The 13,969-nt window shown below is 71.3% G+C and carries 16 protein-coding genes and 1 tRNA gene; 2 read left to right on the top strand and 15 right to left on the bottom strand.

Annotated elements, in window-relative coordinates; translation table 11 throughout:
* Positions 1 to 62: 62 nt before the first annotated feature.
* Positions 63 to 383 (bottom strand): ferredoxin, encoded by a 321-nt coding sequence (gene fdxA, locus V1260_RS03465; RefSeq protein WP_031306890.1) that lies wholly within the window; start codon positions 381 to 383, stop codon positions 63 to 65.
* Between the two features lie 63 nt (positions 384 to 446).
* Between fdxA and V1260_RS03460 the strand changes: the two genes are divergently transcribed.
* A complete protein-coding gene (locus V1260_RS03460) occupies positions 447 to 854 on the top strand; it encodes a MerR family transcriptional regulator (protein WP_031306891.1) in 408 nt (135 codons plus the stop codon).
* Positions 855 to 867: 13 nt separating this feature from the next.
* Here V1260_RS03460 and V1260_RS03455 read toward each other — a convergent pair whose 3' ends face one another.
* The 9 genes from V1260_RS03455 to V1260_RS03415 all read right to left on the bottom strand — a co-directional run bounded on the left by V1260_RS03455 (position 868) and on the right by V1260_RS03415 (position 6,779).
* Complete coding sequence (locus V1260_RS03455) at positions 868 to 1,221, bottom strand: hypothetical protein (protein WP_329745401.1); 354 nt, start codon at positions 1,219 to 1,221, stop codon at positions 868 to 870.
* A 794-nt stretch (positions 1,222 to 2,015) separates the two neighbouring features.
* Entirely contained in the window at positions 2,016 to 2,687 is a 672-nt protein-coding gene (locus V1260_RS03450; RefSeq protein ID WP_329745400.1) for a hypothetical protein, read from the bottom strand.
* Between the two features lie 225 nt (positions 2,688 to 2,912).
* Positions 2,913 to 2,988: transfer RNA gene (locus V1260_RS03445), tRNA-Ala, on the bottom strand.
* 70 nt (positions 2,989 to 3,058) lie between these two features.
* Entirely contained in the window at positions 3,059 to 3,694 is a 636-nt protein-coding gene (locus tag V1260_RS03440) for a histidine phosphatase family protein (protein WP_329745399.1), read from the bottom strand.
* Entirely contained in the window at positions 3,691 to 4,068 is a 378-nt protein-coding gene (gene rsfS / locus V1260_RS03435; RefSeq protein WP_329745398.1) for a ribosome silencing factor, read from the bottom strand. The genes V1260_RS03440 and rsfS overlap by 4 nt, the downstream gene beginning before the upstream one ends.
* Positions 4,065 to 4,664 (bottom strand): hypothetical protein, encoded by a 600-nt coding sequence (locus V1260_RS03430; RefSeq protein WP_329745397.1) that lies wholly within the window; start codon positions 4,662 to 4,664, stop codon positions 4,065 to 4,067. Before V1260_RS03430 ends, rsfS begins: the two co-directional genes overlap by 4 nt.
* On the bottom strand, positions 4,642 to 5,265 hold the full coding sequence (nadD, locus tag V1260_RS03425; RefSeq protein ID WP_329745396.1) for a nicotinate-nucleotide adenylyltransferase: 624 nt from the start codon (positions 5,263 to 5,265) through the stop codon (positions 4,642 to 4,644). The genes V1260_RS03430 and nadD overlap by 23 nt, the downstream gene beginning before the upstream one ends.
* Before the next feature lie 4 nt (positions 5,266 to 5,269).
* Entirely contained in the window at positions 5,270 to 5,455 is a 186-nt protein-coding gene (locus V1260_RS03420; RefSeq protein ID WP_329745395.1) for a hypothetical protein, read from the bottom strand.
* 55 nt (positions 5,456 to 5,510) lie between these two features.
* The gene (locus tag V1260_RS03415) at positions 5,511 to 6,779 is read right to left on the bottom strand and encodes a glutamate-5-semialdehyde dehydrogenase (protein WP_329745394.1); all 1,269 of its coding nucleotides are present in this window, start codon (positions 6,777 to 6,779) and stop codon (positions 5,511 to 5,513) included.
* A gap of 50 nt (positions 6,780 to 6,829) precedes the next feature.
* Between V1260_RS03415 and V1260_RS03410 the strand changes: the two genes are divergently transcribed.
* A complete protein-coding gene (locus V1260_RS03410) occupies positions 6,830 to 7,459 on the top strand; it encodes a DedA family protein (protein ID WP_329745393.1) in 630 nt (209 codons plus the stop codon).
* A gap of 3 nt (positions 7,460 to 7,462) precedes the next feature.
* Here the strand turns inward: V1260_RS03410 and proB are convergent, their stop codons facing one another.
* The 5 genes from proB to V1260_RS03385 all read right to left on the bottom strand — a co-directional run bounded on the left by proB (position 7,463) and on the right by V1260_RS03385 (position 13,936).
* Positions 7,463 to 8,647 carry a glutamate 5-kinase gene (gene proB, locus V1260_RS03405; RefSeq protein ID WP_329745392.1) on the bottom strand — a complete coding sequence of 395 codons (1,185 nt, stop codon included), beginning with the start codon at positions 8,645 to 8,647 and terminating at the stop codon, positions 7,463 to 7,465.
* Between the two features lie 2 nt (positions 8,648 to 8,649).
* The gene (obgE, locus tag V1260_RS03400) at positions 8,650 to 10,158 is read right to left on the bottom strand and encodes a GTPase ObgE (protein ID WP_329745391.1); all 1,509 of its coding nucleotides are present in this window, start codon (positions 10,156 to 10,158) and stop codon (positions 8,650 to 8,652) included.
* A gap of 107 nt (positions 10,159 to 10,265) precedes the next feature.
* Positions 10,266 to 10,520, bottom strand: a complete 255-nt coding sequence (gene rpmA / locus V1260_RS03395; RefSeq protein WP_329745390.1) for a 50S ribosomal protein L27 — start codon at positions 10,518 to 10,520, stop codon at positions 10,266 to 10,268.
* A 44-nt stretch (positions 10,521 to 10,564) separates the two neighbouring features.
* Positions 10,565 to 10,873 (bottom strand): 50S ribosomal protein L21, encoded by a 309-nt coding sequence (gene rplU, locus V1260_RS03390; protein WP_329745389.1) that lies wholly within the window; start codon positions 10,871 to 10,873, stop codon positions 10,565 to 10,567.
* A 234-nt stretch (positions 10,874 to 11,107) separates the two neighbouring features.
* Positions 11,108 to 13,936, bottom strand: a complete 2,829-nt coding sequence (locus V1260_RS03385; RefSeq protein WP_329745388.1) for an Rne/Rng family ribonuclease — start codon at positions 13,934 to 13,936, stop codon at positions 11,108 to 11,110.
* Positions 13,937 to 13,969 lie beyond the last annotated feature (33 nt).

Genomic DNA, 13,969 nt, shown 5'->3' with positions numbered 1-13,969 from the left:
GTACCAGTGCTGGATGCGCAATCGCATCCAGGGTCGAGCGGCCTGGGTCAGGACCCGCTGTTCTATCCGTTCTGCGGTGGCAGTGCGGCGACGATCGGGTGATCCTTGCGGATCATGCCCAGCTTCATTGCCCCGCCGGGCGAGCCGATCTCGTCGAAGAACTCGATGTTGGCTTGGTAGTAGTCGGACCACTGGTCGGGCAGGTCGTCCTCGTAGTAGATCGCCTCGACGGGGCAGACCGGCTCGCAGGCTCCGCAGTCGACGCACTCGTCGGGGTGGATGTAGAGCATTCGCTGCCCCTCGTAGATGCAGTCGACCGGGCACTCATCGATGCACGCACGGTCCTTCACATCCACGCAGGGCGGCGCAATCACATACGTCATTCCCAGGACGTTAAACCTTGAACCCAGGTTGAAGGTCAAGCCGGAGCCCCCTATGGTCGGAGCATGAGGATTTCCGAGGTCGCCGAGCGCACAGGAGTGCCCACGAGCACGCTGCGCTACTACGAGCGGCTCGGTATCCTCACCGCGCACAGGAGCGCCAACGGATACCGGGACTTCGACGTGGGCCACCTGGAGCGCTTGGACTTCATCGCTTCGGCGAAGCGGCTCGGCCTCGAGTTGCCCGAGATCCGCCGCCTCCTCGACCTCGCGGACAACGGCACCTGCACGGGAGTCAAGGCCACGCTCCAGCCACTGTTGGCCATGCAGATCACCGCTGTCGAGAAACAGCTGCGAACCCTGATTGACCTGCAAGGACAGTTACATAAGGCGCAGGCTCACGTCGACGCTTGCCCGGACAGCGACGAGCGCTGCCGGTCGGAGTGCGCGTTCAGGGCATTCGCCGGGCACTAGGAAGCCAAGCGACTCACGAACACCAGGGTTGCATCTGATCAATAATGCTCAGACTGCGCGTGATGCCGAATCCGCCGTACATGCCCGGGACGGCGAGCCAGAGCCGCAGGTCGCTCTCGCGGGCCAGGAGCTCGGTGGGCACCGGCCGGAGCCGCACCGGGTCCAGATGCGCGGTGCGCGCGGCGATCAGGGCGGCGATGTGCCGGTCCCAGGCGTCATGGCGGTGTACCTCCCCGGGCTCGAGATCCGCCACGGCGAGCAGATCCTCCAGGTGGTCGTGCCTGCGCCGGGTCGAGAGATCCACGGGCCGGTCGCCGTCGGCGGTGCGCAGCGACCGCCACGCCCCACGGCGCAGGAGCGCCTCCACCACGTTCCGCGGCGCCCCCCCGCCAGGCGGCCTGGTGCAGCGGGGCGTACCAGGAGTCGCCGCCGATCCGCCACTGGTTCACGGTGAGCCAGTGGGAGGAGTCGAGCGCCTCGAGCACCTCCGGCCAGGCCCCCGCCCGTGCCGCATCGGCCAGGCGATGCACCTCCGCCACGAACCCGGAGGACAGCGCCTCCGGGTCGATCACCCCGGGCCAGTCCGCATATCCCACGCCGCTCTCCTCTCGACCCGCTCCGCCCTGCACGTCCCCGATGCGCACGAGTGTCCCTCCCGCGACCCCCGCGCGTCCGGCGAGCTCCGCCCTAGACCACCCGCGCCCTCCCCCGGACGGCATCGAGTGCTGCATCTGGACCGGATTCCGAGGGCGGAAGTGGTTCAGACGCAACACTCGGCGAGAAAGGCGGGCCATCGCGCGGCCGAGTCGACGAGGCACGAAGCCGAGGGAGCTTCAGAGAATTGAATCAGCCGATCAACGCTGTACAGCTGCGTGGAGCAGCCGGAGCTGCGGTTGGCCGTGGCCGAAGACGCGTGAGTCCTGGGACGAGTGAGGGAGGCGTTATGGGTGCGTCAGCCAGCGCTGATCGGCTGTCGACTGTCCCTCGGGCACCCCGCTCGACGTCTTCTGTCCCTTGGAGCGGGATGCGCACCCCAACAGGAGTGCCACTCCGATGACGAGTGTCGCACCGACCGCCGCCAAGAACAGGCTTTCGCGATAGGCAGCGCCGCGTAGCGGTGACGCCGAGGAGTCGGCGCCGATCTGGCGTTGACCCTCGGCCTCAGTCGGGCGGTTGCGCGGAGATCGTCACCTCGCCGCGAAACCCTGCGGCATGGATTGCGAGGACCGAGAGGTCGATGAGGTAGGCGCCGTGCAGCTCGGTCCACCTCATCTCCTCGACGAGCAGGCCCACACCGGACGACGTGGCCTCAGTCGAGCGGGGATAGTCCCTGCCTCCAAGGAAGAGAAGCTCACGGATTCCGTCCCCGAAATGGCCTGTAGTGGGAAGGACGTCGGCGCCCGTCGATGAAGGGCAGTGCAGCGACACCCTGATTCCTTCTGCACTGTCGGTGCGATGGGCGAGGTTTGCGATCCAGCTCCTCGGCTGCCAGCTCGGTCCGGTGTCGGTGATCTCAGTCGAGACCCGTAATCCAGTGATCTCGGCCCGGCCGCAGGCACGAAGCACCTGCGCGACGCTGAGGACCAGGCTCGTCAGGAGGGCATCTTCGGCGGGTGCAGTCGTCTCAATGATCGCCAGTGGTCCGTCAGTTCTGGACGCGTCCCGGAGCTGGGCGTCGAGCCCGGAGAACCACCCGGCCCGCCCTTCCGGCGGCCAGAGCATCCGTCCGTACGCGACCAGGAGGCTCCATAGGTCTTCCCCGCCACGCCCCCTTTTTGCCAGCGGCCCGTTGGGATCGGTTTGCAGCTCCCCGAGAACTTCGAGCCGGGTCACCATGCCTCCATGCGTAGGGGCGGGATCAGACCGTGCATCGCGGTCCCGACGGTTCAACCTGACCTCGGAGTTCACCGGCATCTACGAGACCATCCTCGACCCCACAAACCGACTCACGCCGAGTTCTGGCAACGCACCGGCCAACTCCACCCCGACATCAACTTGGAGCACGACGAAGAAACCCTGCCCCACGATCAGTGGGGCAGGGTTGGAACTTCGACCAGATGGTGGAGCTAAGGGGATTCGAACCCCTGACCTCTTCCATGCCATGGAAGCGCGCTACCAACTGCGCCATAGCCCCGTGCGGTGCTCTCGCACCACGTCGGTGCCGCCCCTCGAGGCGACTCGTCGATATTACATCGTCCCTGGACTCAGGTGAAATCGGGACTGAGGTTGTGTGACAGCAACCTCATCCGCCGCCCCTCGGGGTCCGCGGAGAGCGGCTCGAGCACCGAGCGGTGGCAGTTCTCGAGGCCCGCGAGGCCGCGGAACTCGGAGGTGTGCAGGCCGAGCAGCTCGGTGATGCCGAGGGTGATCGCGGCGCCGTGCGCGACGATCAGGACGGTCTGCCCGGGGTTCTCCCCCACGTGCCGTAGGCAGCTCGCCGCGAAGCGCTCGGCGACCCCCTCGCGGCTCTCGATACCGAGCCCGTCGACCCGGCGATGCTCGCGGTGGTCGGCGAGCTGCTGCGGCCAGCGGGCGCGGATCGCATCGCTGTGCAGGCCCTCCCACTGTCCGAAGCCGCGCTCGACGAGAGCCTGGTCGGTGCTCACCGGGAGTCCGCACGCCTCGCCGATGGTCCGCGCCGTCTCGAGCGCGCGGCCGAGCGGGGACGCGAGGATCAGATCGGGCGGGTTCTGGGCGACGGCGCGTGCGACCGCCCGTGCCTGCGTGCGACCGGTCTCGTTCAGGGGGATGTCGACCTGCCCCTGCAGGCGGCCGTCGCGGTTGTAGTCCGTCTGGCCGTGCCGCACCAGCACCAGCCGCGTCGGGGCGGCGGAGCTCATTCCCCGCGGTCCGCGTCGATCTGTAGATCGATCACGGGGGCGTCGCGCCACAGCCGCTCGAGAGCGTAGAAGGCGCGGTCCTCCGCGTGCTGGACGTGCACGACGATGTCGCCGTAGTCGAGCAGCACCCAGCGGGCGTCGCGCTCCCCCTCGCGGCGCAGGGGCTTGCGGCGGCGCTGCTTCAGCAGCTCCTCCTCGACGCCGTCGACGATCGCGGAGACCTGCCGCTCGGAGTCGCCGCTGCACACCAGGAAGACGTCGGTGATCACGACCTGCTCGGAGACGTCGAGGCCGATCACCTCCGCCGCGAGCTTGTCGGCGGCGGCCTGGCCGGCCACGCGGGCGAGATCGAGGGACTCTTCGGGGGCGCTCACGCGGATGCTTCCTCCAGGAGGGGCGGGACGAGGGACGGGTCGATCGGGTGCACGGGCAGCAGCCCGGCGAGGGCCTGCGCCTGGGCGGGGCCGATGATGCCGGTCAGCAGCAGGACCACGAGAGCCACCAGGGCCGCGGCGATGAGGATCCACACCAGCCACAGCAGCGGGCGACCGCCCGAGCGCTCGGGGCGGTGCAGCACCTGCCCCTCGAAGCGGGGCGCGGGGCGCGGATCGGGCGCCTCGGAGACGGAGAGCTCGCCGAGCTCCACGCCGTCCTTGTCGCGGTCGATGACGACGGTCGCGGTCGTGGATTCCGCACCCGCCGTCTGTCCCGACGCGGAGTCATCCGCCGCAGACCCCTCGACGGGCGCGCTCGGCACGGACTCGGGCGCCTCGCTCAGCTCGATGATGCGGGCGCGGCGGCCGAACTTGCGCAGGGTCGGCACGGGGGCGTCGGCCGTCGGCGCGGCGACCGCTCCCCGGATCCCCGGGGCGGCCGTCACAGCGACGGGGCCGGTGATCTCCTCGGGCGGCAGCGCGCGGGCGCGCCGGCCGTGGCGCGGTGCGCTCTCAGTCGTCTCCGACTCGGTCATCGCGGTCACCTCCTGTGTAGAGGGCGTACTTGTTGATGTACTGCACCACCCCGTCGGGCACGAGGTACCAGACGGGCGCACCGGCGGCGACCCGCTCGCGGCATGCGGTCGAGCTGATCGCCATCGCCGGCACCTCGATGAGGGTCACCCCGTCGGCCGGGAGCCCCTCGGTGTCCAGCTCGTGGCCGGGCCGGGTCACGCCGACGAAATGCGCGAGGGAGAAGATCTCCTCGGAGTCCTTCCAGGTGAGGATGGACTGCAGCGCGTCGGCGCCGGTGATGAAGAAGAGGTCCGCGTCGGGATGCTGGCGGCGCAGGTCGTGCAGGGTATCGATGGTGTACGTGGAGCCGGGCCGGTCGATGTCGACGCGGGAGACCGTGAACACGGGGTTCGCGGCCGTCGCGACGACGGTCATCAGGTAGCGGTGCTCGGGATCGGAGATCTCCCGATCCGCCTTCTGCCAGGGACGACCGGTGGGGACGAAGACCACCTCGTCGAGGCCGAAGACGCTCTGCACCTCGCTCGCCGCGACCAGGTGCCCGTGATGGATCGGATCGAAGGTCCCACCCATCACGCCGATGCGTCGGCGCTGCAGCTCCACGCGCTCAGTGATCGCCGGAGTGGTCGTTCTCCCCGGACCGCTTGCGCTGGTTGAGACCGCCGGTCAGCAGGGTCACGCCGAGCAGGATCATCAGGGAGACGAACATGCCCAGGCCGATCACGGCCGGGGGAAGACCGCCCTCGGCGGAGTGCGAGCCGGCTTCGGCGAGGATCAGGAGCTGGTCGATCATTGTGAACGGGGCCTTTCCATGGTGGACCGGGCCATCATCCCACAACCGCCAGGCCTCACGGGCGCACGTGCCCCTGTCCCACGACGATCCACTTCCCGGTCGTGAGCTCCGTCAACCCCATCGGCCCGCGGGCGTGGAGCTTCTGGGTGGAGATGCCGATCTCGGCGCCGAACCCGAACTCCCCGCCGTCGGCGAAGCGGGTCGAGGCGTTCGCCATCACCACGGCGGAGTCGACCTCGGCGAGGAAGCGCTGCTGGCTGGGGAGATCCCTGGTCAGGATCGACTCGGTGTGCCCGGTGGAGTGCTCGCGGATGTGCTCGAGGGCCGCGTCGAGATCCTCCACCACCGCGACGGCGAGATCGAGGGCGAGGTACTCGGTGTCCCAGTCCGCGGGCTCGGCCGGGGTGGACTCCACGCCCGCCGTGGCGAGGATCTCGCGGGCGGCGGGATCCGCGTGCAGGGTCACGCCGGCGCCGACGAGGGCGGTGCCGAGGCGGGGCAGAGCCTGCTCGGCGATCCCGCGGTGGACCAGCAGGGTCTCGAGCGCGTTGCACACGCCGATCCGCTGCGTCTTCGCGTTCAGCACGATCGCCTCCGCCTGGTCCAGGTCCGCGCTCGCGTCGACCAGCACGTGGGTGTTGCCGGTGCCGGTCTCGATGACGGGCACGAGGGAGTTCTCGACGACGCGACGGATCAGGCCCGCCCCGCCGCGCGGGATCAGCACGTCCACCAGGCCGCGGGCGCGCATCAGCACGTCCACCCCCTCGCGGCCGTGCTCGTCGATCCCGACGACCAGGTCCTCCGGCAGGCCGTGATCGGCGAGCACCGAGCGCAGCACGGCGATCAGCGCCGTGTTGGAGTGGAGGGCGGCGGAGCCGCCGCGGAGCACGACGGCATTGCCGGACTTCAGGGCGAGGCCCGCGGCGTCGACGGTGACATTGGGCCGGGCCTCATAGACCATGCCGACCACGCCGAGCGGGACCCGCACCTCGCGCAGCTCGAGCCCGTTGGCGAGCACGGAGCCCCGGATCACCTCCCCGACCGGATCGGGCAGGGCGGCGGCGTCGCGCAGCTGCTGGGCGATGCTCGCCACCCGCTGCGGATCCAGGGCGAGGCGGTCCCGCAGGCCCGCGGCCATCCCGGAGTCGTCGGCGGCCGCGAGGTCCAGCGCGTTGGCGGCGGTGATCTCGTCCGCGCGGGCGACCAGGGCGTCCGCCATGGCGAGCAGGACCGTATCCTTGCGGTCCCGGTGCAGGCGCGCGAGCTGCGGCTGGGCGCGCTTCGCAGCACGGGCGGCGTCGGTCACGAGGGTCTCAGCGTCCATGCGGGGAGTCTACGAGGGTTCCCCCAGGTGGGGTCCGTAGCGTCTGGTCGATGGACTCCGTGATGCACCTGCTCGACGTGGTCATGGCGTCGCCATGGCTCTACCTCGTCGTGCTCACGGTGGTGGCGATCGACTCCGTGCTCCCGGTGATGCCGGGCGAGACCGTGGTGATCACGGCGGGGGCGTACGCCGTGGTGCAGTCCTCCCCCGAGGCCTGGTGGCTGCTGGCCGCGACGGTCGCGGGCGCCCTGATCGGCGATGTCACGGCGCAACACCTGGGTCGGCGGGCCGGGCCCCTCGCCCAGCGCCTGCGTCGGTTCCAGGCCGGGGAGAAGCTCTTCGCCTGGGCCGAGCGGGGGCTGCTCGGCCGCGGCGGCATGCTGATCGTCGGCGCCCGCTTCATCCCGGGCGGCCGCACCGCGACCTCGCTCGCCTCGGGCATGGTCCGTTACCCGCGCTGGCGGTTCGTGGCCTGGGCGCTGCTGGCCGATTCGGCCTGGGCGATCTACAACGTCGGGATCGGCATGATCGGCGGGCTCGCCTTCCGCGACCAGCCGCTGCTGGGCGTGCTGCTCGGCGTCGGCTTTGCGCTGCTGGTGGGCCTGATCATCGAGCGGGTCCGCACGAGCCGAGCCGCCCGCGGGGACCGCTCACCCGGCGTGGTCCTCCCCGAGGCCTGAACCTCAGGCGCTCGCGTCGGTGGGGCGCAACGGGGAGCCGAGGATGACCATCGCATCGCGATGCACCACCGAGCGGCCGTAGTTCTCCCCGAGCCGCTCCCGCAGCTCCGCGGTGGTCAGCCCGGCCATGACCCGCAGGTCCTCGCTCCCGTAGGCGACGAGGCCGCGGGCGATCACGGTGCCGTCGGGCGCGGCGAGGTCGACCGGCACCCCGGCGGAGAAGGCGCCGTCCACGGCGGTGATGCCCACCGCGAGGAGGGAGCGTCGGCGCGAGCTGATCGCGGCGGCCGCACCCTCGTCCAGGCGCAGGGTGCCCGCACCGCGGGTCGCGTACCGCAGCCACACCAGGCGCGAGCGGCGCCGGCCGGTCTGCGCCGGGAAGAAGGTGCCGACGTCCTTCCCGCTGACCGCTTCGCCGAAGCGGGAGGCGCGGGTGAGCACGGTGGCGGTGCCGGTCGTCGCGGCGTGGTGGGCGGCGTCGAGCTTGGTGACCATCCCGCCCGTGCCGACCTTCGAGCCGACCGAGCCGACCTTGACATCCACGAGGGCGGCGAAGTCGTCGACCACGCTGATCCGCTCGGCATCGGGGTCGGCGGGGTTCTTGGTGTACAGCCCGTCGACGTCGGTGAGCAGCACCAGCAGGTCCGCGCCGAGCAGCTGGGCGACGAGCGCGGCCAGGCGGTCGTTGTCGCCGAAGCGGATCTCGTGGGTGGCCGTGGTGTCGTTCTCGTTGATCACCGGGATGACGCCCATGGCGAGCATCGCCTCGAGGGCCGAGCGCACGTTGCGATAGGTGTCGGGGCGGATCACGTCGGCCTCGGTGAGCAGCAGCTGTCCCGAACGGCGGCCATGGGCACCGAAGGCCGCCGCCCAGGCGGTCGCGAGCAGGGTCTGGCCGACGGCCGCGCAGGCCTGCTGGGTGGGCACGTCCCGGGGACGCGTCTCGAGACCCAGCGGGCCGAGCGCCGCGGCGATCGCGCCGGAGGACACCAGCACCACGTCCCAGTCCTGGCGCAGGAGCTCGGCGACCTGGTCGGCGATGAGGCGCAGCGCCGTCTCGTCCAGGTGCCCGTCGGCGCGGGTGAGGCTCGAGGAGCCGATCTTGACCACCGCGCGGCGCGGTCCGGGGATGTCGGTGCGCGCGAGCAGACGCGCCGGCTGATGCGGCTCCGCGGGGACGGTGACCATGGTCAGTTCTCCTCGTCGTCGATCGTCGGATCGGCCCAGTGGCCGGCGCGGCGCTCCTCCTCCATCGCCGAGAGACGGGCCAGGCGGGAGGCGGTGCGCTCCTTCTGCTCCTCGCGCTTCTGATCGCGCGTGGGGCGGTGGTGGTCTTCCAGCCGGCGGTCCGAGCCGCGGGCGCCGAGCAGCTCGGCGCCGCCCACCATTGTGGGCTCCCAGTCGAAGACCACGGCGTCCTGTCCAGGACCGATGATCACGGCCGAGCCGGCGACCGCGCCGGCGGCGAAGAGCTTCTCCTCGACGCCGAGCTTCGCGAGGCGATCGGCGAGGAAGCCGACGGCCTCGTCGTTGGTGAAGTCGGTCTGGCGCACCCAGCGCTCGGGCTTGTCTCCGCGCACGCGGTAGGCGGTCGCGCCGTCGTACTGCTCGGTGACCACACGGAACTCCACCGCGTCCACGGCCTCCGGGGTCAGCACGATCGGGGCCACCGGAGCGGCGGGCAGCGCCGCCCGTGCCTGCTCGACCAGATCGCCGAGCACGAAGGACAGCTCACGCAGGCCCTTGCGGGAGACGGCCGAGACCTCGAGCACCGGCACCCCGCGCTCGGCGAGGCGGTCACGGACCATCTCGCTCATGTCCTCGCCGTCGGGGAGGTCGGTCTTGTTCAGCACGATCACGGAGGGGCGGTCCATCAGCGGCAGCTCGGCGTCGTAGGCGCGCAGCTCCGCCTCGATGGTCTCGAGGTCGCCGACGGGGTCGCGGTCCGTCTCCATCGTCGCCGCGTCCAGGACGTGCACGATCACGTGGCAGCGCTCGATGTGGCGGAGGAAGTCCAGGCCCAGGCCCTTGCCCTCGCTCGCGCCGGGGATCAGCCCGGGCACATCGGCGATCGTGTAGCGGTGGTCCCCCGCCTCGACCACACCGAGGTTCGGGACCAGGGTGGTGAAGGGGTAGTCGGCGATCTTCGGCCGGGCCGCGCTCATCGCGGCGATGAGCGAGGACTTGCCGGCGCTCGGGAAGCCGACGAGGGCGACGTCCGCCACGGACTTCAGCTCGAGGGTGAGGGTGCGCTCCTGGCCCGGCTCGCCGAGCAGGGCGAAGCCCGGGGCCTTGCGCTGCTTCGAGGCGAGGGCCGCGTTGCCGAGGCCGCCGTTGCCGCCACGGGCGGCGATGAAGCGGGTGCCGATGCCGACCATGTCCGCGAGGACGCGGCCCTGGTCGTCGCTCACCACGGTGCCGTCGGGCACGGGGAGGATGAGGTCCTCGCCGCGGGCCCCGTGGCGCAGGTCGCCCATGCCGAAGTGGCCGCCCGTCGCGCGCTGGTGGGGCTTGTGGTGGTAGCTCAGCAGGGTCGTGGTCGAGGCGTCGACCTCGAGGATCACGTCGCCGCCGCGGCCGCCGTTGGCGCCGTCGGGGCCCGCGAGGGGCTTGAACTTCTCACGCCGGATGGAGGCGGCGCCGTGGCCGCCGGACCCGGCGACGACCTGGAGGACGACGCGATCGACGAAGGTGGCCATGGGTGGGATCTCCCTGCTGCTGGGGTGGGATGCCGCGAGGGGCGGAGCACGGTCGGCTCCGCCCCTCGAGGGAACGCTGGGTGTCCCGGCGGGCCGGGACGGGTGAATCAGGCGGTCTCGACGACGCTGACCACGCGACGGTCGCGCTTGCGACCGAACTGGACGGTGCCCGCGGTGAGCGCGAACAGGGTGTCGTCCTTGCCGCGACCCACGCCGTCACCGGGGTGGATCGAGGTGCCGCGCTGGCGGATGAGGATCTCGCCGGCGCCGACGACCTGGCCGCCGAAGCGCTTCACGCCAAGGCGCTGGGCGTTCGAGTCGCGACCGTTCTTGGAGGAGCTTGCGCCCTTCTTGTGTGCCATGAGGGATGACCTTCTCTCGAGTCTTCAGACGTCTCTGGGGGTGATCAGGCGATGCCGGTGATCTTGAGGCGCGTGAGCTCCTGGCGGTGGCCCTGGCGCTTCTTGTAGCCCGTCTTGTTCTTGTACTTGAGGATGCGGATCTTCGGGCCGCGGAGGTCCTCGACCTTCTCGGCGGAGACCGTCACCTTGGCCAGATCGGCCTGGGCGGAGGTCACCTTGTCACCGTCGACCAGCAGCACGGGAGCGAGCTCGATGCTGTCGCCCGTCTCGCCGGCCACGCGGTTGATCACGATGGTGTCGCCGACCGACACCTTCTCCTGACGACCGCCTGCGCGGACGATTGCGTACACCACGTCACTGCTCCATCTTGTGAGTTCTGCTCATGAGTCATGCGCCCCGCTCGGAGCGAACCGCGGACCTGCGACCGTCGACCGCCCGAGAGCGGGAGATGCGGTCGCGCGGTGCACACCGGGGACACGACTGCGACGCGTTTGCGCCAGGGATCAGCTTACGATCCCGTGAACGGCCGGTCAACCACTGGGAGCCTGCGACCTGCGAGAACGCGGTCACACCCGGTGTGGAACGGGTCACTCCCCCGCGGATCCGGTCTCCGGCGACGCCTGGGACTCATCGTCAGACTCCGCCTCGGCCGTGTCGCCCGACGCGGGAGCCGCGTCCTGCGCGACCGCCACGACCTCGCCGTCCACGGTGACCTCGGGGGCGGCATGCCCCGCGGAGGCCGCCGCGATCGAGGCGATGGTCGCGCGGGCGAGGGCGCGGGAGTCGGCGTCGCCGGCGAGGCGGTGGACCTCGCCGTCGAGCTCCTCGTGCGAGGTCGACTCCTCCTTCGCCCCGCCGCGGGAGCGCCGGCTGCGCCGCTTGGAGGACTTCGAGGAGCCCTCCTCGCCGGATCCGCCGCCGCTGCCGCCCGAGCCGTTGCCTCCGCCGGAGTGCTGGTGCTCGCCGTCGAGGTCGACGACGAGACCCCGGCCGTGGCAGTGCTCGCAGGTGGTGGAGAAGGTCTCGACGAGGCCCTGGCCCACGCGCTTGCGGGTCATCTGCACCAGGCCGAGCGAGGTGACCTCGGCGACCTGGTGCTTGGTGCGATCCCGGCCGAGGCACTCGACGAGGCGACGCAGCACGAGGTCCCGGTTGGACTCGAGCACCATGTCGATGAAGTCGATGACGATGATGCCGCCGATGTCGCGCAGCCGCAGCTGGCGCACGATCTCCTCGGCCGCCTCGAGGTTGTTCTTGGTGACCGTCTCCTCGAGGGAGCCGCCGGAGCCGGTGAACTTGCCGGTGTTGACGTCGACCACGGTCATGGCCTCGGTGCGGTCGATCACGAGCGAACCGCCGGAGGGCAGGTAGACCTTGCGGTCCATAGCCTTCAGCAGCTGCTCGTCAATGCGGTGCTTGGCGAAGACGTCCTTCTCCCCCACGTGGCGGGTGACCCGCTCGAGGAGATCCGGGGCGACATCGGAGACGTATTCGTGGACGTCGTCGTGGACCTGGGCGCCCTCGACGATGAGCGAGGTGAAGTCCTCGTTGAAGACATCGCGCACGACCTTGATGGCGATGTCCGGCTCCTGGGAGAGGGCCACCGGCGCGGACTTCGACTTCTGCGCCTTGGTGATCTTCTCCCACTGGGCGCGGAGGCGCTCGACGTCGTGGGTCAGCTCCTCCTCGCTCGCGCCCTCGGCGGCGGTGCGCACGATGACGCCCGCGTCCTCGGGGATCAGCTGGCGCATGAGCTTCTTCAGGCGCGCCCGCTCGGTGTCGGGCAGCTTGCGGGAGATGCCGGTCATGGAGCCGCCGGGCACGAAGACGACATAGCGCCCGGGCAGGGAGATCTGGCTGGTCAGACGCGCGCCCTTGTGGCCGATCGGGTCCTTGGTGACCTGGACCAGCACCGAGTCGCCGCTCTTCAGGGCGAGCTCGATGCGGCGCGGCTGCCCCTCGAGGCCCACGGCATCCCAGTTCACCTCGCCCGCGTAGAGCACGGCGTTGCGGCCCTTGCCGATGTCGACGAAGGCGGCCTCCATCGACGGCAGCACGTTCTGCACCTTGCCGAGGTAGACGTTGCCGACCATCGAGGTCTGGGCCTTCTGCGCGACGTAGTGCTCGACGAGCACGTCGTCCTCGAGCACCGCGATCTGGGTGCGGCCCGGACGCTCGCGCACGACCATCGAGCGCTTGACCGACTCGCGGCGGGCCAGGAACTCCGCCTCGGTGATCACGTTGCGGCGGCGGCCCGCGTCGCGGCCCTCGCGGCGGCGCTGGCGCTTGGCCTCCAGGCGGGTCGAGCCCTTGACGGCCTTGACCTCGTCCCGGGCCTCGCGGACCTTGACCACCGTGTTCGGCGGGTCATCGGGCGAGGTGGAGTCGTCGGAGGAGCTGCCCGAGCGGCGGCGGCGACGCCGACGGCGGGAGCTGGTGGAACCCGAACCCGAGCCGCCGTCCTCGCCGCTCTCATCCTCGGAGTCCCCGGTCTCGGAGGTGTCCGTGGCGTCGGCGGAGTCGCCGCGCTCCGCGGAGCGCTCGGTGTCCGCGGCGGAGCCGGAGTCCTCGCTGCCCTCGGTGGAGTCCTCGTCCTCGCCGCGGCCGTCCTCGCCCCGGCCCCGGCCGCGACGTCCGCGGCCGCCGCGGCGACGGCGACGGCGGGACCCGCCGGACGAGCTCTGCTGCTCGTCGGAGGAGTCCTCGGTCGAGCCGTCGCGGTCCTCGCCGTCGGAGGAGTCGCTCTCGTCCCGGTCGTCCCGGTCGTTGCGGTCGCGGCGGGAAGCCCGATCAGCCCGGTCAGACCGTTCCTGCACGTCGTCGTCCTCGTCCTCGGCGCCGCGGCGCGGGTCCTCGGCGGAGCGCTCGACGGCGGGGCGCGGGGTGGGTGCCTGGAAGAGCAGGGACGCGAAGTCGAGCTGCACCTGCTCGCGGCGGCGGGCGCGGTCCTCGTCCTCGTCGGCGTTCTCCTCGGAGCGCGAGGAGGCCAGGGCCCGGAGGTCCTCGACCACGGAGTCGGGGCGCGGCTCGGTCTCCGTCGTCTCCTGCGCCTCGCTGGTCTCGCTCGACTCGTCGACCTCGTCAGCCGCGTTGATCTCGTCGGCCCGGTCGACCTCCTCGGCCACACGGCTCGACGCGGCCGACGGCTCCGGTGCGGCGACCGGCTCGGGGGCACCGGCGGGTGCGCCGGCCCGACGACGGGTGCGCTTGGGGGCGATGATCGTCGGCTCCGCGGGCTCCTCGCTCTGCGCGGCGACGACGGTGCGGGGCGCGCTCGGCGCCGCCTCCTCGACGACGACCGGGGCGGGAGCGCCCGCGGGGGCGCCCGCAGCGCGGCGGCGACGACGCGCGGGGGCCGGGGCCTCGGGATCCTGTCCCGTCTGCTCGGGATCGGGGGTGGTGGTGCTGTCAGCCATGGGGGCCGTCTCCTTCTGGCGGGTCCAGCGCAC

The sequence above is a fragment of the Brachybacterium sp. J144 genome, from assembly GCF_036321705.1.
In the GTDB taxonomy this organism is placed as follows: domain Bacteria; phylum Actinomycetota; class Actinomycetes; order Actinomycetales; family Dermabacteraceae; genus Brachybacterium.
Note: the sequence above shows the minus strand (reverse complement) of the source record. Positions and strands in the feature narration are given on the sequence as shown.